The following is a 24,064-nucleotide window of genomic DNA, read 5'->3' on the forward strand; positions in this document are numbered from 1 at the left end:
ACGTTCGACCACGCGGCCCGGCCCTCGCGGTGACGCCAGGCGGACGGTTTTGCAGCGGAACGGTGACCGACGGCCGCCTCACTCGCCGGTGGCCAGCCCCAGCACCTGCCGGACCGCGACCTCTTCCGCCAGGCCCAGCGTCTCCCAGCCCTCGGCGTAGTGGCTGTTGAACTCGGTGAGGTTCCGCGCCCCGGCCGCCGCCTCCCACGGCTCCAGGCTCCGCTCCCGCGCCGCCACCAGATCGGAGACCAGGCCGGAGACCGACGCCGACCACTCATGCGCGCGCAGCGCGTCGGCCTCGGCGGCGATGGTCTGCGTCATCTCCTCCGCCCACTGCCGCTGCCGCCTGAGCGGCTCGTCCGGCTGCGGCTCGTTCCAGATCACGACCTCCAGGGGGGTGGTGATCTCCAGGTAGGCCAGCTGCTCGTCGTTCAGCGCGCTGGCGTCGCCGCGCAGCGAGGAGGTGAGCGCGCTGCCCTCGGTCCGCGCCAGGGCGCACAGGATCTCCCGGTCGCCCAGGCGCCAGCTCGTCTCCTGCGGGAAGAAGGAGAAGGTCTGGATGTCCGTGCCCAGCGTCCAGACGTCCACGACGTACGGCTGGAGCAGCTCCCCGCACTCCCGGTAGGCGAGGTCGGACAGCTCGTCGCTGCCAGGGAAGGAGTCGTGGCCGGTGACCTCCACCGTGCCGTACGCCTCGGCCTCGTGCGGCACGTCGCACGGCAGCCGGGTCACCGTCTGCACCGCCCCCGTCCCGTCGCCGTTCCCGTTCCCGGCCCCGTTCCCGGCCAGGCTCTGGCCGCTGTCGAAGCAGTCGCCGACGCGCAGGTTGTAGACGCTGATCTCCTCGCCGGCCCGGTCCGTGTCCTGGCCGGGGTCCGTGCTGGGCGGCTCCCCGTCGTCAGGGCGCTCCCGGCGCGCGACGTCCTCCCGGGCGCGGTCGCCGTCCGTCTCGTGCGCGAAGACGGCGACCGGCACGATGACGGACAGCGCCGCGATCTCGGCGCCCGCCACCGCCAGCGCCGCGATGGCCAGTCCCCTGCCCCGCTCGGTGTTCCCGGCGCGCGACAGCCGCGCGAGCGCGACGATGCCCAGCACCAGCGCGAGCGGGAAGAGCAGCACCGAGGCGAACGCACCGACGGCCAGCCGGTTGTACGGCCGCGCCGGCGGCGCCGGCTGCGGCCAGGACTGCTGCGGAGGCGGGGGCCAGGTGCCGGGCGCGCCGGGCGGCTGGGGTGCGTCCATCGGTCTCCTCGCGCGAAGAACGGCTGCGGGCGGCGAGCCTAACCCAGTGCCCGGCCTAGAAGTCCGCCCGCCCCTCGGCGGGGGAGGAGGCCTGCGCGAACCTCCGGCGCGGGATGCGGCCCGCCCGGTACGCCAGGCGCCCGGCGGCCACCGCGTGCCGCATCGCCGCCGCCATCTCCACCGGCCGCTGGGCGCGCGTGACCGCCGTGGCCAGCAGCACGCCGTCACAGCCCAGCTCCATGGCCAGCGCCGCGTCCGAGGCCGTGCCCACGCCCGCGTCGAGGATGACGGGCACCCGGGCTGACTGCGTGATCAGCTCGATGTTGTGCGGGTTGCGGATGCCGAGCCCGGAGCCGATGGGGGAGCCCAGCGGCATCACGGCGGCACAGCCCGCGTCCTCCAGGCGCCGCGCCAGCACCGGGTCGTCGCTGGTGTACGGCAGCACCGTGAAGCCGTCATCGACCAGCGTCTCCGCCGCCTCCAGCGTCGCCACCGGGTCGGGCAGCAGCGTCCGCTCGTCGGCGATGACCTCCAGCTTCACCAGGTCGGTGCCGAGCGCCTCACGCGCCAGCCGGGCCGTGAGCACCGCTTCCCCGGCGGTGAAGCAGCCCGCGGTGTTCGGCAGCGGCCGGATGCCGAGCTCCGCCAGCACGGACAGCACCGACTTCGGCGCGCCCGGCTCCAGGCGGCGCATCGCGACGGTCGTCAGCTCCGTGCCGGAGGCGGCGAGCGCGCGGCCGAGCACCTCGTGGCTCGGCGCGCCGCCCGTGCCCATGATCAGGCGGGAGCCCAGCCGCAGGCCGCCGATGAGCAGCGGATCGTCCTGCGGGGCGCCCGCCGCGGTGTCTGACACGGCGTCTGCGGGTGCGTCCGCGGGTGCGTCTGCGGGTGCGTCCGCCCCGCGGCGGGTGACGTCCGTCGCCTCACCGGCCGCCTCGCCGGTCGTCGTGGCCTGGGTCATCGCGGTTGTCAGCCTCCCTGGACGGCGGTCAGCACCTCGACGCGGTCGCCCTCGGCCAGGGCGGTCCCCGGCCACTGCCCGCGCGGGATCACGGTCTCGTTGACGGCGGCGGCAATCCCCGGCGGCGCCTCGGTCGCGCCCGCCAGCGCCGCGACCAGGGCGGCGAGCGAGGTGCCCGGCTCGACCTCGCGCCGCTCGCCGTTGACCCAGACGCTCAGCGCGCTCACGCCGGCACCTCCTCCGCGCGCCGGACCGCGAAACGGCCCGGGCGGAACGGCGCGGCGACGGCCGGCGGTCCGCCGCCCGTCACGCACTCGGCCAGCACCTCGCCGGTCAGCGGCGCCAGCAGCACCCCGTTGCGGTAGTGGCCGGTCGCCAGATACAGCCCGTCCAGGCCGCTCGGGCCGAGCAGCGGCGCGTTGTCGGGCGAGCCGGGCCGCAGGCCGGCGCGGCACTCCGTCAGCGGCAGCTCCGTCAGCCCCGGCACCAGCTCGTGCGCGTCCCGCAGCAGCTGGTAGACGCCGCCGGCGGTGACGGTCGTGTCCCAGCCGCGCTCCTCGGTGGTGGCGCCGATCACGAGCTCACCGTCCTCTCTCGGTACCAGGTACACCTGGCTGCCGCGCACCACAGCGCGCACCGTCCGCGCCAGGAACGGCGCATGCGCCGGCGGCACGCGCAGCCGCAGGATCTGTCCCTTGACCGGGTGGACCGGCGGCACCACCTCCGCCGGCACCCCCGCCAGTTCGCCGCTGCGGCACCCGGCGGCCAGCACCACGGCGCCCGCCGCGACGGCCGTGCCGTCCGCCAGCACCGCGCCGGCGGCGCGGCCGTGTGCCACCGTCAGCTGACGCGCGAGCGCGCGGTGGAACACCACGCCCGCCCGCTCACAGGCCGTCAGCAGCGCCGCCACCAGCCGCCGCGGGTCCACCTGGTGGTCGCCGTCCACGCGCAGCCCGCCCCGCACGCCGGGCGCGAGCATCGGCTCCAGCCGGCGGCACTCACGGCCCGTCAGCCACTGGGTACGCAGGCCGCAGCGCTCCTGGAGCGCGTGCAGCTCACGCAGCAGCGCGCGGTCGTCGGCGTCGAGCGCGACCGCGAGCGTGCCGCACGCCCGGTAGCCGACGCCCGTCCCCGCGGCGTCCTCCAGCGCCGCCACGAAGTCCGGATAGCGGGCGGCGGAGGCCAGATTGAGGTCGAGCAGCGCCTCTTCGCCGTGGTGCAGCTCGGTGACGGCGGCCAGCATCCCCGCAGCGACCTCCGCGGCGCCGCCGCCCGGCCCGGGGTCGGCGACGGCGCAGCGCAGCCCGCGCCGCGCCGCGTACCAGGCCGTGACCAGGCCGATGACACCACCGCCGATGACCAGGACGTCGAGCGCGGCATGGCCGCCGCTGTGCGTGCGCGTGCTCACGCGGCTTCTCCCTTCGCCGGCATGACCCGGATCAGGTTCCTACGGTCGGAGGCCGCGCAGCCTCCCTCTCAGCCCGGTGCGCCGGGCTCCCGTGCATGTCTTACGCGGCCAGCCTAGTACGGGTGCCGCCGGGCCGGGCGACGAGCCGGGCGGCGACGGGCCGGCGGGGCGCCCGTACGCTGGGCGCCGTGACCGAAGAACGCGTCGTCATCGCCGGCGCCGGCCTGGCCGGGGTCCAGACCGCCGCCGAGCTGAGGCAGCAGGGCTGGCAGGGCCGGGTGATCCTGGTCGGCGCCGAGCCGCACCCGCCCTACGACCGGCCGCCGCTGTCGAAGGAGGTCCTGCTCGGCACGGCCAGCGCGGACGCGGGGCCGGAACTCGGCGTGGACCTCGCTGCGCTCGGCGTCGAGACGCGCCTGGGGACCACCGCCACCGGCGTGCGCACCGCGGCGCGCGTGCTCGATACCGACGCCGGGCCCGAGCCCTACGACCACCTGGTGCTGGCCACCGGGGCCGAGGCCGTCACGCTGCCCGGCACGGCCGGCGTGCCTGGCGTGCACGTGCTGCGCACCCTGGACGATGCCCGGCGGCTGCGGGGCGCGCTCGACGAGCGGCTCGCCCTGGTGATCGCGGGCGCCGGCTGGATCGGCGCCGAGGCGGCCACGGCGGCCCGCGCCGCCGGCTGCCAGGTCACCGTCGTCGAGGCCGCCAGCCACCCGCTGCACGGCGCGCTCCCGGCCGAGGTGACCGCGCCGATGCACCGCTGGTACGAGGAGGCGGGCGTCCGGCTGCTCACCGGCTCGCGGGTTCGGGCGGTCAGGGCCGGGAACGGCGCCAGGGGCGGCGAGGTGGAGCTCGCCGACGGCACCGTGATCGCCGCCGGTGCCGTTCTCGTCGGCGTCGGCTCGCGGCCGGCGACCGGCTGGCTCGCCGGCTCGGGCATCCCGCTGGCTGACGACGGATCGGTCCTGGCGGACGAGCGGCTGCGCGCGGGAGCGCCCGGCGTCTGGGCGGCCGGCGACTGCGCCTCCTACCCGTCGGCCCGCTACCGGCGGCGGCTGCTGGTCCAGCACTGGGACAACGCCCTGACCGGGCCGCGCACCGTCGCGGCCGGGGTGCTCGGCCGCGACGGTGCGCGCCACGATCCCGTCCCCTACTTCTGGTCGGAGCAGTTCGGCCGCCACGTCCAGTACGCCGGGCTGCACGAGCCCGGCGACGAGCTGCTGTGGCGCGGCTCGCCCGAGGAGGCGGCGTGGACGGCGTGCTGGCTGCGTGAGGGCAGGCTCACCGCCGTCCTCGCGGTCGGCAGGCCGCGCGACCTCACGCAGGGCAGGAAGCTGATGGCCGCGGGCGCGGCGCTCGATCCGGCGCGCGCCGCCGACCCGTCGGTCCCCCTGAAGGCCGCTGTCCGCTGACGGCTGCCGGTGGCGGATGGCAGGCTGGACACGTGACCGAGATCGATCCGAAGACCGATGCCCTCGTCCCCTCCTGGCTCACCCTGCCCGACGTCGCCGAGCGGCTCGGCGTCCCGGTGACCCGCGTCCGCCAGCTCGTCAAGGAAGGCCAGCTGATCGCGGTGCGCCGCGGGGAGAACGGCGTCCTGATGGTCCCCGCCGACTTCCTCGACGGGGACAAGATCGTCAAGGGCCTCGTCGGTACGCTCACGCTGCTGAGAGACGACGGGTTCACGGACGAGGAGATGCTGGAGTGGCTGTTCACCCCGGACGACAGCCTGCCGGGCACGCCCACGCAGGCGCTGCGGGAGAACCGCGGGACGGAGGTGAAGCGCAGGGCGCAGGCGCTGGCCGTGTGACGGACGTCCGCGCCCGCCTCGCCGGCGCGCGGCTGTACCTGTGCACCGACGCGCGCCGGCGGCAGGGCGACCTGCCGGAGTTCCTCGACGCGGTGCTCGCCGGCGGCGTCGACATCGTGCAGCTGCGCGACAAGGGGCCCGGCGGGCCGCTGGAGGCGGGCGAGGAGCTGGAGCACCTCGCGGTCGTCGCCGAGGCGTGCGCCCGTCACGGCGCGCTCCTCGCGGTCAACGACCGCGCCGACGTGGCGCACGCGGCGGGCGCGGACGTGCTGCACCTGGGCCAGGGCGACCTGCCGGTCGCGGCGGCCCGTGCCCTGCTGGGCCCGGACATCGTGATCGGCAGGTCGACGCACGCCGAGGCGGAGGTCGACGCGGCGCTCGGCGACCCCGCCGTGGACTACTTCTGCACGGGCCCGTGCTGGCCGACGCCGACCAAGCCCGGGCGGCCCGCGCCGGGGCTGTCCCTGGTGCGGTACGCGGCGGAGCGGCGGCCGCGCGTGCCGTGGTTCGCCATTGGCGGCATCGACGCGTCCACGCTGGAGCCGGTGCTGGACGCGGGCGCCCGCCGTGTCGTGGTCGTCCGGGCGCTGACCGAGGCGGACGACCCCGGCGCCGCCGCGGCCGAGCTGGCCGCGCGGCTGCGGGAGCGCCCGCTGTGAGCGCCCCCCGGTGCGCACGGGTGCCTCCGGGCGCCGGGATGTGGCCTGGCGGGTGGGGGTAACCTGCGGATTATGGCCCTAGGGATGCCCAGCACGATGGCGCGTCGTGCCCGGACCGTGCGAGAGCTGCTCGCCGCGGGTGAGCGCTCGTACTCCTTCGAGTTCACGCCTCCCCGGACGGAGAAGGGGGAGCGGACGCTGTGGAATGCGATCCGCCGCGTCGAGGCGTTCGGGCCGACGTTCGTCTCCGTGACCTACGGGGCGGGCGGTTCCTCCCGTGAGCGCACGGTGCGGGCGACCGAGCGTATCGCCACGGAGACGACGCTCACTCCCGTCGCCCACCTGACGGCGGTCAACCACTCCGTGGCCGAGCTGCGGAACATCATCGGCCAGTACGCCGCGGCCGGCATCAGGAACATGCTGGCGCTGCGCGGCGACCCGCCGGGCGATCCGATGGGGGAGTGGACCCCGCATCCGCAGGGCGTGACATACGCCGCGGAACTGGTCCGGCTCATCAAGGAATCAGGAGATTTCTGCGTCGGCGTCGCGGCGTTTCCCGAGATGCCCCCGCGGTCGACCGACTGGGACACCGATATCCGGCATTTCGTCAACAAGTGCCGGGCGGGGGCCGACTTCGCCATCACGCAGATGTTCTTCTACCCCGAGGACTACCTGCGGCTGCGCGACCGGGTGGCCGCCGCGGGCTGCGAGACGCCGATCATTCCCGAGATCATGCCGATCACGCAGATCCGGCAGATCGAGCGTTTCAAGCAGCTGAGCAACGCCACGTTCCCGCCCGAGCTGGAAAACCGCATCCTCGCGGTCAAGGACGACCCGTTGGCGGTACGCTCGGTCGGGATCGAATTCGCCACGGAGCTGTGTGCGCGGCTGATGGAGGAAGACATCCCCGGGCTGCACTTCATCACGCTGAACACATCGAGTCACTCCACGGCCACGCTGGACGTCTACAAGAACCTCGGTCTGCACCAGCGGACATGAGCAGAGAGGGGCGTACATGGGCTGGACGGTCCTCTACGTCGCGTTCGGAATCGTCGCCCTGTGGCTCCTCGGGGAAGTGCTGCTGCAGTACAAGGCGAGGCTGCGCTGGCGGCTGGTCGCCTTCTTCGGCTTCCTCCTCGTCGTTCTCGGCGTGGTGCTGCCCTCGGTTCCTGTGATCGCCGTGGGCGCCGCGGGGTTCGCGGTCGGCCAGACCTTCGTCACGCTCTCCTTCCGCCGCGGCTTCTCCACCGGCTGGGCGCTGGGCGGCAAGCCCGGCACGAGCCGCCGCAGGCGCGACGGCAAGCGGCAGGACCCGCCCGCCCCCAGCCCGCCCAAGGAGATGCGGCCGCTGGAGCCGCTCGCTGACGACCCGCTGTCCGACGCCGCCGGGTACGACGGCTACGGCCCGGCCGGCACCCCTGCGGATACTCCCGCAGACGGCTACGCGGACACCCCGGCGGAGGGCTACGCGGACACCCCGGCGGGGCCCGCGCCCGGCGACCCGGCGGCTTCCCCGGCGGACACCCCCGCGGACGGCGTGGATCTCACGGCGGCGCAGGGCCCGGCCGGCGCGCCGCCCCAGGACCCGCCGCCTTACCCGCCGGGCGAGCCGTACGGGGCCGGGCCCGGCTACGGCGGCCAGGAGCCGGATCACCAGCCGGAGCAGCCGTACGCCGAGCCGTATGCCGCCGCGTACGCCGGCAGCGACGGCGGCGGTATCTACGCGGCGTACTCGGACCCCTACATCGGCGGCGCGGGCACCCCGGCGGAGCCCGCGGCAGGCACGTACCCGGACTACGCGACCGAGACGTTCCCCGCCCAGTCCGGCTACGCCGGGGACCCGCTGGGGGAGCAGGCGCCGTACGGCGGGCCCGAACCAGGGTGGGGCCCCGGCCCCGGTGAGCCCGGTGAGTACGCGCAGGCGGCCCCGCAGCCGTACCCGGAGACCTACACCGAGACGCCGCCCGGCGGCGTGTGGATGCCGCAGCAGCGTGATGCCGCGCCGGCGGACGACGCCGCGTCGTACGGTTATCCGCCGCAGCAGCCGGACCCGTACGCCGGCGACGAGGGGTACGGCTCCCCGGGGCACTCCCCGGGGCACGGCCATCCGTACGGCGGCGGCCCGGCGTACTGACCGGCGGGCCAGCGGCTTGGGGCCCGGGGCTTTTCGCACGCACGCGAAGCCCCGGGCCTCCGCCGTGCGGACGGCGGGCCGGCGAGGGTACTCAGGCACCCGCCGCCACGCCTGAGTACTCAGATGAGTAGGCGTGCGGATGAGACGGCGCTCCGCCTTCCGGCAGGCTCACCCGTGACGGACGAGGTCCGGTGCGGACCGCCGGCACGGGGCGGCGGACTGCACCGGCCCGCGCCGCCGAGGGGGGAGGGGGAGACGGCGGGCAGCCGGGAAGCCGGGAGGGCTTCCGGTTGCCCGCCCCGTCGTGTGGCGGCGCCGTGTGCGGCCTTTCCGGTTCCGCGGGCCGCGCCCAGGGCTGCGCGCGGGGCCAAGCGGGGGACCGCGAGCGCAAAGAGCAGGGACGCGGATGTGGCGGTGCGCGCGCTCGGCGGCCGGATTGTCAGTGCCATGGTTCACCATGTGCTCAGATGCGAAGACCGCCAGCGGCGCACCGCTGGTTGACGACTGGAGGCTCGTCATGACCGGACTTCCGACTGATGTGCACCCGGTGCCCCGCAGGGCGCCCGCTCCCCCTGCGGCGCTCGACCTGCTCGCCCAGGCCGAGCGGGGAGTTGAGGAGGCGTCGGCGCTGTCCGACCCGCAGGAGGCGTATGTCGCGGCCCACCTCGCCGCGCTGCGCACGGCGGCGGCCGTGCTGGCGGTGCGCGGCCGCCCGGAGACGACGCCGCGCGGCCGCCGGCGGATCCGCAGCGTGTGGGAGGTGCTGCCCGAGATCGCTCCGGAACTGTCCGAGTGGAGCAGGCTGTTCTCCGCCAGCGCCGAGCGCCGCGCCAGGATCGAGGCGGGCATACGCGGCGTGGCCGGGCAGCGTGACGCGGCGGAACTGACCAGGGCCGCCGCCTACTTCCTGCGGCTGGTCGAGGGCATGCTGCTGCGCCAGCCGGTGCTGCGCGGTGAGGACGGGCCGCTGGGGCCGGCGGCGTCGTAGGCTTAGCGCAGGCCACCGAAGGCCTGCCGCCCAGGCGACGACCCCTGAAGGAGCCGCCCGCCATGCCCCCAGAAACGAGCACGCGCCGCCCCGCGGGCGCGTCGCCGGTGTCCGTGCCGGGATCGCCGCCGGGACGACACGCGGCGCTGCGGTCCGGAGTCGTCTGGGAGGCGCTGCGCCGCGCCCTCGAAGCGCGCGCCCGCGCCCGGGCCCGGCAGTCGCTGGACGTTCTGGACACGGGCGGCGGCAGCGGCAGTTTCGCCGTTCCCATCGCGCGGCTCGGCCACCGCGTCACCGTCGTCGACCCCAGCCCCAACGCGCTGTTCGCCCTCGAGCGCCGGGCGGCGGAGGCCGGCGTGGCCGAGGGGAGCGTGCGCGGCGTGCAGGGGGACACCCGTGACCTGCCCGAGGTGGCGGCGCGCGCCGGGTATGACCTGGTGCTGTGCCACGGGGTGCTGGAGCACGTGGAGGCTCCCGCGGCGGCCATGCGCGCCGTGACGGGCGCGCTGCGCCCCGGCGGGACGCTGAGCCTGCTCGCGGCCGGCGCGGGCGGCACGGTCCTGGCCCGTGCGCTGGCGGGCCGCTTCGACGACGCGGTCCACGCGCTGCGTGACCCGTCGGGCCGCTGGGGGGAGGCCGACCCGGTGCCGCACCGGTTCACCGCCGAGGAGCTGACGTCGCTGGTCCGCGACGCTGGCCTGGTGCCCGGCGAGATCCACGGAGTCCGTATCTTCGCCGACCTGGTGCCGGGCTCGCTGGTGGACGCCCAGCCGGAGGCACTGCGCTCGCTGACCCGGCTGGAGGCGGAGGCCGCCACCGAGCCGGCATTCCGCGCCATCGCCGCCGAGCTGCACGTGCTGGCCGAGCTGCCGGAACGGCCGTAGCTCCTCGTATCATCGGGAATGACCCTCGGTTGGCGCGGGAAGGACAACATGACCAGCCCGCACTGCTCCGGCGGGCCACCGTCTGGTGGGCGAAATTGGCGTACAGGGGTGGGTTTCACAGGGAGGTTTCCCTGCCTATCCTGAAAGAGTCGGATCCGGTCGCCACCGCGACCGACGAGTAGGAGGACTCCGTGCCGCTCTCGGATCACGAGCAGCGCATGCTCGAACAGATGGAGCGAGCGCTCTACGCCGAAGATCCCAAATTCGCGACGGCGCTTGAGGGCAATGAGCTGCGCACGTACTCCCGCAAGCGGGTCTACCAGGCGGTTGCCGGATTCCTGCTGGGTATCGCACTCCTGATGGGCGGCATGGTCGCCCAGCAGGTGTGGCTGAGTGTGGTGGGCTTCCTGATCATGCTTGGCTGCGCCGCCGTCGGCGTGACGGCCTGGCGCAAGTCGCCGCCGCCCGGCGTGCAGGGCCCCAGCGGCCGCGTGGGCGGCCGGAGCAAGCCGCAGCGGCAGCGCCGCTCGATGATGGACCGCATTGAGCAGCGCTGGCAGCGGCGCCGCGACGAGCAGGGCGACTGAACGCTCTCCATCTGAACGCTCCGCGTCCGCGCGGCCACGTTCTGAGTCTTCTCAGTGGTGGGAGGGCCCCTGAGCCGAAGGGGCCCTCCCACAACCGTCTTCTGCCCCTGCCCGCGCGCTGGCGCGGGCAGGGGACAGCACCTTCCAGCGACCCCCCTGGGCGGTGCCAGGGGGCGTCAGGCCGCGTGCCCCCGCCGGCCCGGCAGGGCCCGCCGGAGCGTGGCGCCGAGCCGCTCGGTGAGCGCGATCCGCCGCGCCGCCGCGGCGTGCATCACCCGCATGGCGGAACGCGGCAGCAGCAATGCCCGCAGCCGCTCCCACCGCCCCGAAGCGGCCCGCATGCCGTCGCTTGCCGCCCGCACGTCGGCGGCCAGCTGGCCGCTGGCGCCCGCGCCGCCCGGCGCGTACAGCTCGTACTCCACGGCGTCCGCCACGCGGTGGACGGCCGCCGCACTCTCCCCCTCAAGCCCCCGGACCCGCACGATCCGCTGGGCCGCCTGCCGCGGCGTCTCGGAGACCACGGGCGTCACACCGAAGTCCCACGCCGTGTCGGTCAGCTCCCGCCAGGCGGGCAGCGCCCCCGTCTCCGCGCCCAGCCGCCGCGCCCGGCCCCGGCGCCGCCACAGCAGCGGGCTCATCGCCAGCGCCACGGCCAGCAGCCCTCCGCCGCCGCCCAGTACCAGGGGCCACGACACGGCCAGCCCGGCGCCGTCGTCGTCGCTCTCCGGGGTCCGCGGCTGCGCGTCGTCCGCGCACTCGCCCGTCACCGGGTCGCACCCCTCGGGCTGCTCCGGGCTGGGGGTCGGCGACGGCTCAGGCGCGGTCTCCTCGTCCTCCGGGCGCTCGGTCTCCTCCGGCCGCTGGCTCGGGTCCGGGGAGACGGGGTCCTCCTCGGGGCGCGTGTAGTCCGGTGTGGTGCCCTGGCCGGGCGTCGGCTCGAAGCGGACCCAGCCGACGCCCTCGAAGTACAGCTCCGGCCAGGCGTGCGCGTTGTGGATGCCGACCTCATAGGAGCCGTCCGGCTGCCGCTGGCCGGGAGTGAAGCCGACCGCGACCTGGGCCGGGATGTCCAGGGTGCGGGCCATGGCCGCCATGGTGAAGGCGAAGTGGACGCAGAACCCCTCACGGTCGTTGAGGAAGTTCACGATCGCCTCGCTGCCGGAGCCCGAGGCCACGGAGGTGTCGTAGCGGAAGCCGCCGTCGCGCGTGAACCACTCCTGGAGTGCCACGGCCCGCTCGTAGTCGCTGGCCGCGCCCTCGGTCACCGACAGGGCGGTCTCCCGCACCTCGGGAGGCAGGCTGTCCGGCACCCGCGTGTAGTAGTCGAGCACCTCGTCGGGGGGACGCGGCGCGTTCGCCAGCGTCTCGGGCGAGGTGTCCGGCACGCGGTGGGTCACCTCCCACGAGCGGCCCGCCACGGTGGCCTCCGGGTCGGGGGAGACGAGGGTCTGCGAGCCCCGGTCGTACAGCCAGCCGGACAGCCACGTGCCGTTGCCGATGACGCTGACCGCCGGGTAGGGCACGGGCAGCGAGGTCTGCGCGTAGCCCTGGCGCGCCTGGATCCTCGTGGTGACCGTGTCCGGGCCGGGCTGGGTGAGCCCCGGTACCGGCCAGGGCGGCGCGGGCTGGCCGGACTCGTGCCACTCAGAGGAGTGCCACGCTTCCCCGTCGAACTCGTCCAGCGCGATCAGCCGCAGGTACAGGTCTCCCGGGTCGGGCGCGTCGGTCCGGTAGTCCAGGACCGGCCGGTCCTCCGGCTGGTTGAGGTGGTCTTGCAGCGCCACGACGGGGTTGACGGCCGTGATGTCCTGCTGCCGCTCCCGGCCGGCGCCGTCCCGCTCGTTCAGGCCGAGCAGCCCGTCACCGAGCCCCGGCAGCAGCAGCGGCGTGACGGCGGCGACGCCGAGGGTGAGCGCGCCGATGCGCCGGCCGGTGCGTACCCGGGGGCCGGACGCGGCGCCCAGCGCCGGCGGGCCCGGGGCGGGGAAGTACCGCCCCCACCGGGCCAGCCGGTCCCTGCCCTCGGCCAGCACCAGCAGCAGGTAGCCCGCGGCGGCGCACAGGAAGTACGGCCAGGCGTCTTCCCCGGGGCTGACGCCCGCCGCCACCGAGTACATCGCCAGCAGCGGCAGCCCCGACGCCGCCGCCGCGCGCAGCGTGACGGCCAGGATGTCCACGAGCAGCCCGACGAGCAGCACGCCGCCCAGCAGCATCAGCCGTATCCCGTCGGTCACCGGGGCGGGCGCCACGTACCGGCCGATGTCGTCGGCCCCGGCGTCCAGCAGGACGCCCAGCTCCCCGAACGCCTCCGGGCCCGGGACCAGCCCGGCCAGCGCCTCGTCCGGCACGGTCATGGCCGTCAGCAGCACCAGGGACACCAGCGCCTGGCCGGCCGCGACCACCGCCCGGGGCAGCTCGCGCCACCGCAGCCCGAGCCCGGTGGCGGTCTGCGCGGCGAGCAGCGCTCCCGCCTCCACCAGCCAGCCGCGCGTCGTGACCAGCGGCAGCAGCGCGCTCGCCGCCGCCATCGTGGCCAGCCACGCGGCGCCCGCGAGCCGGAGCCCGCTCCGCAGTGCCCCGCCCGTCCGGGCGCCCGTCGTTCCGTAGCTCATGACCGTCCCCCGCCGCGTACCGCGAGTTCCTGCGCCGCCTGCTGCCACAGCTGGCCCAGCGGCACGCCGGGCTGGAGCGGCAGCGCCGTCCAGCCCGATGCGCGCAGCCGCTCCAGCCGCGTCGCCTCCAGGCCCGGGTCGACCTGCCCGGCGGCCACGAAGGCCACCGAGCCCGTGGCCCGCTGCCGCAGCCGCCCGAGCACCTCGTTCTGGGTGCGGTCCACGGCGCCGAGGAACGCCACGATCAGCCCGCTGTCCGCGCCGCGCAGCGCCGTCCCGGCGCCGTCCAGGCCGGTCTCGGCCGAGTGGTCGATGAGCGCGAGCGCGTCCATGATCAGGTCGAGGACCTCGCCGCCGGAGGCGTGTGTCTCCGGCCCCGGCAGCTGGAGCCCGGTCTCGGTGACGAGCCGGACCACGTAGTCCCGTTCCACCAGGTGCCGCACCGCCGAGGCCGCGCCCGACACCGCCCGCTCGAACGGCGAGCCCGGCCCGGCGCCGGCGTACGCCACGCGCCGGGTGTCCAGCAGGATGGTGCAGTGCGCCCGCACCGGCTGTTCCTCGCGCCGCACCATCAGCGTTCCGCGGTGCGCCGTGGAGCGCCAGTGCACGCGCCGCAGGTCGTCGCCGTGCCGGTACTCGCGCGGGATGATGTCGTCGGCGCCGCTGACCGCGACGGTGCGGCCCGCGCCGTCGTCCCCGCCGGCCGCGTCGCCGCCGAGCCGCACCGGCGGCAGCGGTTCGACCCGGGGCAGCACCGTCATCATGTCGTAGGAGTGGAACGACCGCGTCAGCTCGACCATGCCGAAGGGGTCGGCCAGCCGCAGCTGGAGCGGACCGATCGGGTACCGGCCGCGCTGGTCGGACCGCACCCGGTAGGTGACCTCCCGCCGCTCCCCTGGCTCGATCCGGTCGAGCACGAACCGCGGCCGCGGCCCCAGCGCGTACGGCAGGCGGTCCTGGAGCAGCAGCATCCCGCTGGGGACGCGGGCGACGTTCTCCACGCGCAGGTGCACCCGTGCGTCCGTGCCGGCGTCCACGCGCGCGGGCGTCAGCCGCCGCGCCGCCGCGACCCGGCTGCGCGTCTGGTGGACGATCACCACGCACAGCAGCGGCAGTGCCACCAGCAGCGCGCCGACGCGCAGCAGGTCCGACTGCCCCAGCAGGTACGCGCAGGCCGCTGCCGCGCCGCCGGCCGCGAGGAACGACCTGCCGCGGGTCGTCAGCCCGCTGAACGCTGCCCGCAGCGGGCCACGGTCATCCGCGCCGGCGCCGGCCGGGCCGGGCAGGGCCATCACATCCCCCGCAGCCGCTGCGCCGCGTACGGGTCCGGTACCGAGGTCCGGCGGACGATGTCAGCGACCAGGTGCTCCGTGGTGTGCCGGTTCATCTGTGCCTGCGCCGTCGGCAGCAGCCGGTGCGCCAGCACGGGCACGGCCACGCTCTGCACGTCGTCGGGAAGCACGAAGCCCCGCCCCGCCAGCGCGGCCGCCGCCTTGGCGGCGCGCAGCAGGTGCAGGGTGGCGCGGGGGGAGGCGCCCAGGCGCAGCTCGGGATGCGTGCGCGTGCCGGTGATGAGGTCCACGACGTACCGGCGCACCGAGTCGGACACGTGCACGTCGCGCACCGACTGGATCAGCTTGGCGATCTCCTGGGCGTGCGTGGCGGGACGCATCGCGTCCAGCGGCGAGTACCCGCCGTGCGACTCCAGCATCCGCATCTCCGCCTCGGCGCTGGGGTAGCCGACGGAGATCCGGGCCATGAAGCGGTCCCGCTGTGCCTCGGGCAGCGGGTAGGTCCCCTCCATCTCCACCGGGTTCTGGGTGGCGATCACCATGAAGGGGCTGGGCAGCTCGTAGGTGCGGCCGTCCGCCGTGACCTGCCGCTCCTCCATCGACTCCAGCAGCGCCGACTGCGTCTTGGGCGAGGCGCGGTTGATCTCGTCGCCGATGACGATCTGCGCGAACACCGCCCCCGGCTTGAACTCGAACTCCTGGCGCTCCTGGTCGTAGACGCTGACGCCGGTGATGTCCGACGGCAGCAGGTCAGGCGTGAACTGGATGCGCTGCACCGAGCAGTCGATCGACCGCGCCAGCGCCTTGGCCAGCATCGTCTTGCCGACACCCGGCACGTCCTCCAGCAGCAGGTGCCCCCCGGCAAACAGTACCGTCAGCGACAGCCGCACGACCTCGGGCTTGCCCTCGATCACGCTCTCCACCGCCCGGCGCACCTGGTTAGCGGTGGTGCTCAGCCCCGTGAACGCGGACTGCTGCTCATAGGTCGTCACCCGGCCCTCCTCGGCCCGTCTCCCTCGCCCGGCGCCGTCTGGACGCGGCCCGGTGCCCGTCAGTCACCGACACCGGTTTCACGCCGGCCGGTTGCCTCCCGCAAGCAATTCTTCACACAACCGTGTCCGCACGTCACCGGGCGGGCGGACCGGCGGGGTCGACCTCCGTCAGCAGCCCGGTCGCGACGTCGAAGACGAACCCGCGCACGTCCTCCGTGTGAAGAAGGAACGGGGAGGTCCGCACCCTGGCCATGGACTGCCGGACGTCCTGCTCCGTGTCGGTGAAGGACTCGACGGCCCAGTTGGGCTTCTGCCCCACCTCGCGCTCCAGTTCGTGCCGGAAGTCCTCGGTGAGGTCGAGCAGACCGCAGCCCGTGTGGTGGATCAGCACCACCGCGCGGGTGCCCAGGGCACGCTGACTGATCGTGAGCGAACGAATGACGTCGTCCGTCACCACGCCGCCAGCATTTCTGATGGTATGACAGTCGCCCAGTGAGAGTCCGAGGGCGGCGTGGAGATCGAGCCGGGCGTCCATGCACGCCACCACGGCGACGCGCCGCGCGGGACGCGCGTCTATGCCCGGGGGCTCGAACTCCGCCGCGTACCGCCGGTTGGCGCTGACCAGCTCATCGATAACCGTTCGCATGCGATGACGGTAGTACGCGCCCGGCGCGTTCCGCCGCGTCCGCACCGCCCCGGCGCCCCGCGGACCTGAGTACACGCACGCACGAGGTGATGCACCTCACCCGCCCCTGACCCGCCCGGCGCCTGCCGCCGGGCGGAACGCCTCAAAAGGACCACGGTGATTGACCGGCGAAACAGGTGGGCTAGGGTGACGCGCAGTGGAAGGCCCCGGGCCCGCCGTCTTCGCGTCTCACGACCTCACCTCCCGGAAGGCCCATGACGACCAGCAACGACCGGCCGCCGGACGTCCGGCATCACCCCGTCATGCTCCAGCGCTGCCTGGAGCTGCTGGGGCCGGCGCTGCACGGCCCGGACGCCACGGCCGTCGACTGCACGCTCGGCCTGGGCGGTCACGCCGAGGCGCTCCTCGACGCCTTCCCCGGGCTGCGGCTCATCGGGCTCGACCGCGACCCCGAGGCGCTGCGCCTGGCCCGTGCGCGCCTGGCGCGCCACGGCGACCGGGTAACGCTCCAGCACGCCGTCTACGACGAGCTGCCCGCCGTGCTGTCCCGCCTGGGCACCCCCCGGGTGAACGCCGTCCTCTTCGACCTGGGCGTGTCGTCCATGCAGCTGGACGAGGCCGGACGCGGCTTCGCCTACGCCCAGGACGCGCCGCTGGACATGCGCATGGACCCGACCACGGGTCTCAGCGCGGCCGACGTTCTCAACACCTACCCGGCGAGCGAACTCACCCGCGTGCTGCGCGAGTACGGCGAGGAGCGCCACGCCCGCCGCATCGCGGACGCCATCGTCGCCGAGCGCGCGCGGCAGCCGCTGACCAGCAGCGCCCGCCTCGTCGCCCTCATCCGCGAGGCGCTGCCGCAGGCCGCGATGCGCACCGGCGGCAACCCCGCCAAGCGGACGTTCCAGGCGCTGCGCATCGAGGTCAACGGCGAACTCGCCGCGCTCGAGCGGGCCCTTCCCGCCGCGCTCGCCGCCCTCGTGGTCGGGGGCCGGATCGCCGTCCTCTCCTACCACTCGCTCGAGGACCGCATGGTCAAGCGGGCCCTGGCCGCGCAGGCCACCAGCACCGCGCCGCCGGGCCTGCCGGTCGTGCCCGAGCGGTACCAGCCGCGGCTGCGCCTGCTGACCCGCGGCGCCGAGCGGCCCGCACCCGAGGAGACCGCCGCCAACCGGCGCGCCGCGCCCGCCCGCCTGCGCGCCGCCGAACGCGTCAGGGAGGCCGTCGATGCCTGAACGCTCCCCGTTCCCGGCGCGCCTGCGCCTGGCCCGCCTGGCCGGCTCCGGAGCCGGCCAGGCGGGCTCCGGAGCGGCGCGCACCCCGTTCGTCCTGCTCATCGTCGTGCTCCTGGGCCTGGGCATGCTGACCCTGCTGTTCCTGAACGCCTCGCTCAACCAGGGCTCGTTCGAGCTCAGCGAGCTGCGCCGCCAGACCCAGGAACTCGCCGACGAACGGCAGGAACTCCGCACCGAGGTCGACGCCTACTCCGCGCCCGAGGCGCTCGCCGAACGCGCCCGCGAGCTGGGCCTGGTCCCCGCCGGGCCGCCCGCCTTCCTCCAGCCGGACGGCTCGGTCCTCGGCGAGCCCGAGCCCGCCACCGAGGAGCCCGCACCGTGACCGCCCGCACCCCGCAGGGCCCTCCGCGCCCCCGCAGACCCCGGCCGTCCGGCAGCCGCCCCGGTGGCGGCGCGCTGCGCCTGGGCAACCCCCGCCCCCGGCTCCGGCTCATCGGCGTCGGCCTGACGCTCGTCATGCTGGTCTTCTCCGTCCGGCTGCTCCAGGTCCAGGCCGTGGACGCCGCCTCGTATGCCGAGCAGGCCCAGCTGAACCGGTACGTCGAGGTGCCGCTGACCGCCGAGCGCGGCGACATCACCGACCGCAACGGCGTCGCCCTGGCCACGACCGTCGACGCCTACGACATCACCGCCGACCCGTACCTGTTCACCGAGGAGCAGACGGGCATCCCCGACGCACCCGCCCAGGCCTCCGCGCTGCTGGCCCCCATCCTCGGCCGCGACGAGGCCGACCTCACCCGGCTGCTCAGCGACACCAGCACCCGGCACGTCGTGCTCGCCCGCGAGCAGACCCCGCAGACCTGGCGCCAGATCCAGGACCTGCGGGCCAACCTCGCCCAGCAGGAGTCCAAGGGCACCGGCACCCAGGTGCTCGCCGGCGTCTTCTCCGAGGAGAACGCCAAGCGCGTCTATCCCAACGGCGACCTCGCCGCCGCCGTGCTCGGCTTCGTCAACGCCGAGGACCACGGCGCGGGCGGCCTGGAGGCCAGCCTCGACGACCAGCTCTCCGGCGAGGACGGCACCATCACCTACGCCCAGTCCGGCGGCCGGCGGGTGCCGACCGCGGGCGAGTCCGAGCAGCCGCCGGTGCCCGGCACCGACGTCGCCCTCACTCTCGACCGCGACATCCAGTGGGCCGCGCAGCACGCCATCACCGAGCAGGTCGAGGAGTCCGGCGCCGACAGCGGCTACGTCGTCGTCCAGGACACCGTCACCGGTGAGATCCTGGCCCTGGCCTCCGCACCCGGCTACGACCCCAACGACATCTCCGCCGCCGACCCCGGTCGGCTGGGCAACCCCGCGCTCCAGGACGCCTTCGAACCCGGCTCCACCAGCAAGGTCGCCACCATGGCCGCCGTGCTGGAGGAGCGCGCCGCCACGCCCGACACCCACGTCACCGTGCCCAACCGCCTGCCGCGCGCGGACCGCAACTTCGCCGACGACCACAACCACGAGACGTACTACCTCACGCTCGCCGGCGTGCTGGCCCGGTCGAGCAACATCGGCACCATCCTGGCCGCCGAGGAACTCGGCGACACCCAGCAGGAGGCCAACGAGGTCCTGTACTCCTACCTGACCCGCTTCGGCTTCGGCCAGCCCACCGGCCTGGGCTTCCCCGGCGAGACGCCCGGCATCCTCGCCCCGCCGGAGGAGTGGAACGCCTCGCAGCAGTACACGATCCCGTTCGGCCAGGGCCTGTCGGTCAACGCCGTCCAGGCCGCCTCGGTGTACTCGACCATCGCCAACGGCGGCGTCCGCGTCGAACCCTCGCTGGTGCGCGGCACGACCGGCCCCGACGGCGAGTTCCGGCCCGCCCCCGAGCCGGAGCGGGAGCGCGTCGTCAGCGAGCGGACGGCCACCCAGCTGACCCGCATGCTGGAGACCGTCGTCACCGATCCGCAGGGCACCGGCGGCGCCGCCGCCATCCCCGGCTACCGCGTCGCGGGCAAGACCGGCACGTCCAACCGGGTGGATCCGCAGACCGGCACCTACAACGGCTACACCTCCTCGTTCGCCGGGTTCGCGCCCGCCGACGACCCCCGCATCACCGTCTACTGCGCCGTGCAGAACCCGACCGAGGGCAGCTACTACGGCAGCGAGGTATGCGGCCCGGTCTTCAACGAGGTCATGAGATTCACCCTCGCCGCGCTCCAGATCCCGCCGTCCGGCGAGGAGTTCGAGGGACTGACCACCACCTTCGACCCCGCGGAGTAGCACCTCCCGGGGTCCCCGCAGAACCCGCGCAGCACTGACGCATCACACGCACCAATAGCACCAGAAGCATCGAGCGGAGCTCCAGGCACGTGAGAACCATCGTCAACGGGGAACAGGACCGCCCGGCCACCGGCACGGTCCGTGGCACCTCGTTTCGCCCCAGCACCACCCCGCCGGGTACGCTCACCGCCGTGTCCCGAGCAGACCACTCCTCTTCCACGGCTCCCGCGCCCCCGGCGGCGGCCATCCCGGCACCGCCCCGGCCGCGGCACGTGCGGCCCGTCCCGCTCGCGGACGTCGCGGCCCTGCTCGGCACCGAGGCGCCCGCCGCGGGACGGCCGGTCACCGGCATCACGCACGACTCACGCACCGTGCTCCCCGGCGACATCTACGTGGCGCTGCCCGGCGCCCGCTTCCACGGCGCGGACTTCGCGGCCCAGGCCGCCAGCCTCGGCGCCGCCGCCGTGCTGACCGACCCCTCGGGCAGCGAGCGCGCCGCCGCCACCGGCCTGCCCGTCCTGACCGTGGACGACCCGCGCTCCCGCATGGGCGGCCTCGCCGCCGCCCTGTACGGCGAGCCCGGCAGGGACCTGCTGACCATCGGCGTCACCGGCACCTCGGGCAAGACCACGACCACCTACCTCATCGAGGGCGGGCTGCGCCAGGCGGCGAAGGGCGACGAACCGACCGGCCTGATCGGCACCGTCGAGACCCGCATCGGCGACGAGCGCGTCAAGTCCGAGCGCACCACGCCCGAAGCCACCGAGGTGCAGGCGCTGTTCGCCGTCATGCGCGAGCGCGGCGTGCGCGCCCTGACCATGGAGGTCTCCAGCCACGCCCTGGTGCTCGGCCGCGTCGACGGCTGCGTCTTCGACGTCGCCGTCTTCACCAACCTCAGCCCCGAGCACCTGGACTTCCACCCCGACATGGAGGACTACTTCCAGGCCAAGGCCCGGCTGTTCACCCCCGAGCGCGCCCGCGCGGGCGTGGTCAACGCCGACGACGAGTACGGCCGCCGCCTCGCCGCCGAGGCGCGGATCCCCGTCACGACTTTCTCAGCCGAGGGCCACCCGGACGCCGACTGGCGCGCCGAGGACGTCGAACTCGGCCCGCTCGGCTCCACGTTCACCGCCGTCGGCCCCGGCGGCGTGCGCGTGCCCGCCGCCGCCCCGCTGCCCGGGCCGTTCAACGTCGCCAACGCGCTCGCCGCCATCGCCGCCCTGGCCGCGGCCGGGACCGACCCGCGCACCGCCGCCGAGGGCATCGCCGCCGTCCCCGGCGTGCCCGGCCGCCTGGAGCGCGTCGACGCCGGCCAGCCCTACCTCGCCGTCGTCGACTACGCGCACAAGCCCGACGCCGTGGAATCCGTGCTCCACGCCCTGCGCAAGGTCACCACCGGCCGGCTCCACGCCGTGCTCGGCTGCGGCGGCGACCGGGACCCGCACAAGCGCCCCGCCATGGGCGCCGCGCTGGCCCGGCTGTCCGACACCGCCGTGCTGACCTCAGACAACCCGCGCTCGGAGGACCCGCTGGCCATCCTGGCGGCCATGCTCGCCGGAGCCGCCGAGGTCCCCACCCACGAGCGCGGCACCGTACTGGTCGAAGAGGACCGCGCCGCGGCCATCGCCGCCGCCGTCGCCCGGGCCGAACCAGGAGACACCGTCCTGGTCGCCGGCAAGGGCCACGAACGCGGCCAGGACATCGCCGGCGTGATCCGGCCCTTCGACGACCGTGAGGAGCTGCGCGCCGCCATCGAGCGCGCCTCCACCGCCCACCCGTCACCTACTCACAACGCCAGGCGAGGCCCGCAGCAGTGATCCCCCTTTCCCTTGCTGAGCTCACCACGGTCGTGCGGGGAGTGCCGCACGACATACCGGAGCGGCCACCCCGCATCACCGGGCCCGTGGTCATCGACTCCCGCCTGGCCGAGCCCGGCTCGCTCTTCGCCGCGCTCCCGGGCAGCCGCGCCGACGGCCACGACTTCGCCGCCAGCGCCGTGTCCCAGGGAGCGGCAGCCGTGCTGGCCACGCGCCCGACCGGTGTGCCCTCCGTCGTCGTCGACGACGTCACGCGGGCGCTGAGCGACCTCGCGCGCCACGTGGTGCGCACGCTCGGCCCCACGGTCGTCGGACTTACCGGCTCGGCCGGCAAGACCAGCACCAAGGACCTCATCGCCCAGCTGCTGCGCCGCGCCGCGCCGACCGAGTGGACCCCCGGCTCGTACAACAACGAACTGGGGCTGCCGCTGACGGCGCTGCGCGCCGACGAGACCACGCGCTACCTCGTGCTGGAGATGGGGGCCCGCGGCATCGGCCACATCCGCCACCTCACCGGCCTGACCCCGCCCACGATCGGCGTCGTCCTCAACGTCGGCTCCGCCCACATCGGCGAGTTCGGCGGCCGCGAGGCCATCGCCGCCGCCAAGGGCGAGCTCGTCGAGGCGCTGCCGCCCGCGGCCGAGGGCGGCGTCGCCGTCCTCAACGCGGACGACGGCCTGGTGCGCGCCATGGCCGGCCGGACCCGGGCGCGCGTCACGCTCTTCGGCGAGTCCGAGGACGCGGACGTGCGCGCCACCGGCGTCCGGCTCACCGGCGGCCGCCCCGCGTTCCGGCTGACGACCCCGACCGGCTCCGCCGAGGTGACGCTGCGCCTGTACGGCGAGCACCAGGTCGGCAACGCCCTCGCCGCCGCGGCCGTCGCGCACGAGGCCGGCATGACGGCTGAGGAGATCGCCCAGGCCCTGGCCGAGGCCGGGACGCTGTCCCGCTGGCGGATGGAGGTCACCGAGCGGCCGGACGGCGTGATCATCGTCAACGACGCCTACAACGCCAATCCCGAGTCCACGCGGGCGGCGCTGCGGGCGCTGGCCGCCATGGGCGAAGAGGCCGCCAGCAAGGGCGGCCGTACCTGGGCCGTGCTCGGCGAGATGGCCGAGCTGGGCGACACGGCGTTCGCCGAGCACGACGCGATCGGACGGCTGGCCGTCCGGCTCAACGTCAGCAGGCTCGTCGCGGTCGGCGGCCGGGAGGCCGGCTGGCTCGACGCGGGAGCGAAGAACGAGGGTTCGTGGGGTGAGGAGTCCGTGCACGTGTCCGACGCACAGGCGGCGGTGACGCTGCTGCGCGAGGAACTGCGTCCAGGAGACGTCGTGCTGGTCAAGGCGTCGCGGGCCGCGGGGCTCGAACGCGTCGCTCTCCAGCTCGCCGCGGACGGTGCCGAGCGCGCCGATGGTGAGGTCGCCGCCCGATGAGGCAGATCCTCTTCTCCGGTGCCATCGGACTCTTCCTGACCCTCATCGGCACCCCGCTGCTGATCAAGCTCCTCGCCCGCCGCGGCTACGGCCAGTACATCCGCGATGACGGCCCGCGCGACCACCACAGCAAGCGCGGCACGCCGACGATGGGCGGCATCGCGTTCATCCTCGCCACGCTCATCGCGTACGCCATAACGAAGGTCGTCACCAGCGAACAGCCCTCGATCTCCGGGGTGCTGGTGCTGTTCCTGATGGCGGGGATGGGCCTGGTCGGCTTCCTGGACGACTACATCAAGATCGTCAGGCGGCGCAGCCTGGGCCTGCGGGCCGGCGCGAAGATGCTCGGCCAGTTCATCGTGGGCGTCGCCTTCGCGATCCTCTCGCTCAACTTCGCCGATGCCCGCGGCCTGACGCCCGCCTCGACGCACCTGTCCTTCACCCAGGACTTCGCCTGGAGCATCGGGCCGGTGCTGTTCGTGCTCTGGGCGCTGTTCATGATCCTGGCGATGTCGAACGGCGTGAACCTCACCGACGGCCTCGACGGCCTGGCCACCGGTGCCTCGGTGATGGTCTTCGGTGCCTACGTCTTCATCGGCGTCTGGCAGTACGGCCAGACCTGCGCCGAGTTCGCCACCGCGGGCGCGACCTGCTACGAGGTGCGCAACCCGCTCGACACCGCCGTCGTCGCCTCCGCCCTGATGGGTGCCCTCTTCGGCTTCCTGTGGTGGAACACCTCCCCGGCCAAGATCTTCATGGGCGACACCGGGTCGCTGGCCCTCGGCGGCGCCCTGGCCGGCCTGGCGATCGTCTCCCGCACCGAGCTGCTGCTGGCCGTGCTCGGCGGGCTGTTCGTCCTGATCACCATGTCCGTGGTCATCCAGGTCGGCTCGTTCCGCCTCACCGGCCGGCGGGTCTTCAAGATGGCGCCGCTCCAGCACCACTTCGAGCTGAAGGGCTGGAGCGAGGTCCTCGTCGTCGTCCGGTTCTGGATCATCCAGGGCATGTGCGTGATCGTCGGTATCGGCATCTTCTACGGAACGTGGGTGGCAGACTGGTGACCGTGTCCTCTTCGCCGTCCCGGCCG

Annotated in this window: 22 protein-coding genes and 1 riboswitch; of the genes, 14 read left to right on the forward strand and 8 right to left on the reverse strand. The window is 74.8% G+C overall.

Annotated elements, in window-relative coordinates; all coding sequences use genetic code 11:
* Positions 1 to 78: 78 nt before the first annotated feature.
* The 4 genes from JK356_RS08735 to thiO form a co-directional block, all read right to left on the reverse strand.
* Positions 79 to 1,242: a septum formation family protein gene (locus JK356_RS08735; RefSeq protein WP_201867009.1), complete on the reverse strand. Its 1,164-nt coding sequence runs from the start codon at positions 1,240 to 1,242 to the stop codon at positions 79 to 81.
* A 55-nt stretch (positions 1,243 to 1,297) separates the two neighbouring features.
* Positions 1,298 to 2,203, reverse strand: a complete 906-nt coding sequence (locus JK356_RS08740; RefSeq protein WP_201867010.1) for a thiazole synthase — start codon at positions 2,201 to 2,203, stop codon at positions 1,298 to 1,300.
* 8 nt (positions 2,204 to 2,211) lie between these two features.
* Entirely contained in the window at positions 2,212 to 2,421 is a 210-nt protein-coding gene (gene thiS / locus JK356_RS08745) for a sulfur carrier protein ThiS (protein ID WP_201867136.1), read from the reverse strand.
* A 5-nt stretch (positions 2,422 to 2,426) separates the two neighbouring features.
* Positions 2,427 to 3,611 carry a glycine oxidase ThiO gene (gene thiO / locus JK356_RS08750; protein ID WP_201867011.1) on the reverse strand — a complete coding sequence of 395 codons (1,185 nt, stop codon included), beginning with the start codon at positions 3,609 to 3,611 and terminating at the stop codon, positions 2,427 to 2,429.
* Positions 3,603 to 3,714, reverse strand: a riboswitch (TPP riboswitch). (Overlaps the previous gene by 9 nt.)
* An 85-nt stretch (positions 3,715 to 3,799) precedes the next feature.
* Here thiO and JK356_RS08755 point away from each other — a divergent pair.
* The 8 genes from JK356_RS08755 (at position 3,800) to JK356_RS08790 (ending at position 10,676) form a co-directional block, all read left to right on the forward strand.
* A complete protein-coding gene (locus JK356_RS08755) occupies positions 3,800 to 5,026 on the forward strand; it encodes an FAD-dependent oxidoreductase (protein WP_307815480.1) in 1,227 nt (408 codons plus the stop codon).
* A gap of 32 nt (positions 5,027 to 5,058) precedes the next feature.
* Positions 5,059 to 5,424: an Rv2175c family DNA-binding protein gene (locus tag JK356_RS08760; RefSeq protein WP_201867013.1), complete on the forward strand. Its 366-nt coding sequence runs from the start codon at positions 5,059 to 5,061 to the stop codon at positions 5,422 to 5,424.
* Positions 5,421 to 6,083, forward strand: coding sequence for a thiamine phosphate synthase (gene thiE / locus JK356_RS08765; RefSeq protein ID WP_201867014.1), 663 nt, complete (start codon positions 5,421 to 5,423; stop codon positions 6,081 to 6,083). Before JK356_RS08760 ends, thiE begins: the two co-directional genes overlap by 4 nt.
* A 72-nt stretch (positions 6,084 to 6,155) precedes the next feature.
* Positions 6,156 to 7,082, forward strand: coding sequence for a methylenetetrahydrofolate reductase [NAD(P)H] (gene metF / locus JK356_RS08770; RefSeq protein ID WP_201867015.1), 927 nt, complete (start codon positions 6,156 to 6,158; stop codon positions 7,080 to 7,082).
* 16 nt (positions 7,083 to 7,098) lie between these two features.
* Positions 7,099 to 8,217, forward strand: coding sequence for a hypothetical protein (locus tag JK356_RS08775; RefSeq protein WP_201867016.1), 1,119 nt, complete (start codon positions 7,099 to 7,101; stop codon positions 8,215 to 8,217).
* A gap of 517 nt (positions 8,218 to 8,734) precedes the next feature.
* Entirely contained in the window at positions 8,735 to 9,205 is a 471-nt protein-coding gene (locus JK356_RS08780; RefSeq protein ID WP_201867017.1) for an SAV_6107 family HEPN domain-containing protein, read from the forward strand.
* A gap of 62 nt (positions 9,206 to 9,267) precedes the next feature.
* Positions 9,268 to 10,089 carry a methyltransferase gene (locus JK356_RS08785; RefSeq protein WP_201867018.1) on the forward strand — a complete coding sequence of 274 codons (822 nt, stop codon included), beginning with the start codon at positions 9,268 to 9,270 and terminating at the stop codon, positions 10,087 to 10,089.
* Positions 10,090 to 10,280: 191 nt separating this feature from the next.
* Complete coding sequence (locus JK356_RS08790; RefSeq protein WP_201867019.1) at positions 10,281 to 10,676, forward strand: DUF3040 domain-containing protein; 396 nt, start codon at positions 10,281 to 10,283, stop codon at positions 10,674 to 10,676.
* Positions 10,677 to 10,852: 176 nt separating this feature from the next.
* Here JK356_RS08790 and JK356_RS08795 read toward each other — a convergent pair whose 3' ends face one another.
* The 4 genes from JK356_RS08795 to JK356_RS08810 all read right to left on the reverse strand — a co-directional run bounded on the left by JK356_RS08795 (position 10,853) and on the right by JK356_RS08810 (position 16,218).
* Complete coding sequence (locus JK356_RS08795) at positions 10,853 to 13,288, reverse strand: DUF3488 and transglutaminase-like domain-containing protein (RefSeq protein ID WP_201867020.1); 2,436 nt, start codon at positions 13,286 to 13,288, stop codon at positions 10,853 to 10,855.
* The gene (locus tag JK356_RS08800; RefSeq protein WP_201867021.1) at positions 13,285 to 14,580 is read right to left on the reverse strand and encodes a DUF58 domain-containing protein; all 1,296 of its coding nucleotides are present in this window, start codon (positions 14,578 to 14,580) and stop codon (positions 13,285 to 13,287) included. Before JK356_RS08800 ends, JK356_RS08795 begins: the two co-directional genes overlap by 4 nt.
* Entirely contained in the window at positions 14,580 to 15,572 is a 993-nt protein-coding gene (locus JK356_RS08805) for a MoxR family ATPase (protein WP_201867022.1), read from the reverse strand. Before JK356_RS08805 ends, JK356_RS08800 begins: the two co-directional genes overlap by 1 nt.
* Positions 15,573 to 15,705: 133 nt before the next feature.
* Positions 15,706 to 16,218, reverse strand: coding sequence for a carbonic anhydrase (locus tag JK356_RS08810; RefSeq protein ID WP_201867023.1), 513 nt, complete (start codon positions 16,216 to 16,218; stop codon positions 15,706 to 15,708).
* 254 nt (positions 16,219 to 16,472) lie between these two features.
* Between JK356_RS08810 and rsmH the strand changes: the two genes are divergently transcribed.
* The 6 genes from rsmH (at position 16,473) to mraY (ending at position 24,038) form a co-directional block, all read left to right on the forward strand.
* The gene (gene rsmH / locus JK356_RS08815; protein WP_201867024.1) at positions 16,473 to 17,453 is read left to right on the forward strand and encodes a 16S rRNA (cytosine(1402)-N(4))-methyltransferase RsmH; all 981 of its coding nucleotides are present in this window, start codon (positions 16,473 to 16,475) and stop codon (positions 17,451 to 17,453) included.
* The gene (locus JK356_RS08820; RefSeq protein WP_201867025.1) at positions 17,446 to 17,835 is read left to right on the forward strand and encodes a septum formation initiator family protein; all 390 of its coding nucleotides are present in this window, start codon (positions 17,446 to 17,448) and stop codon (positions 17,833 to 17,835) included. Before rsmH ends, JK356_RS08820 begins: the two co-directional genes overlap by 8 nt.
* Positions 17,832 to 19,727, forward strand: coding sequence for a penicillin-binding protein 2 (locus JK356_RS08825; RefSeq protein ID WP_201867026.1), 1,896 nt, complete (start codon positions 17,832 to 17,834; stop codon positions 19,725 to 19,727). The genes JK356_RS08820 and JK356_RS08825 overlap by 4 nt, the downstream gene beginning before the upstream one ends.
* Positions 19,728 to 19,816: 89 nt before the next feature.
* Positions 19,817 to 21,544 carry a UDP-N-acetylmuramoyl-L-alanyl-D-glutamate--2,6-diaminopimelate ligase gene (locus JK356_RS08830; protein ID WP_201867027.1) on the forward strand — a complete coding sequence of 576 codons (1,728 nt, stop codon included), beginning with the start codon at positions 19,817 to 19,819 and terminating at the stop codon, positions 21,542 to 21,544.
* Positions 21,541 to 22,977, forward strand: a complete 1,437-nt coding sequence (gene murF, locus JK356_RS08835; protein ID WP_201867028.1) for a UDP-N-acetylmuramoyl-tripeptide--D-alanyl-D-alanine ligase — start codon at positions 21,541 to 21,543, stop codon at positions 22,975 to 22,977. Before JK356_RS08830 ends, murF begins: the two co-directional genes overlap by 4 nt.
* Positions 22,974 to 24,038 carry a phospho-N-acetylmuramoyl-pentapeptide-transferase gene (mraY, locus tag JK356_RS08840; protein WP_201867029.1) on the forward strand — a complete coding sequence of 355 codons (1,065 nt, stop codon included), beginning with the start codon at positions 22,974 to 22,976 and terminating at the stop codon, positions 24,036 to 24,038. The genes murF and mraY overlap by 4 nt, the downstream gene beginning before the upstream one ends.
* Positions 24,039 to 24,064: the final 26 nt, after the last annotated feature.

The organism is Streptomyces sp. 7-21 (assembly GCF_016741785.1).
Lineage (GTDB): Bacteria > Actinomycetota > Actinomycetes > Streptomycetales > Streptomycetaceae > Streptomyces.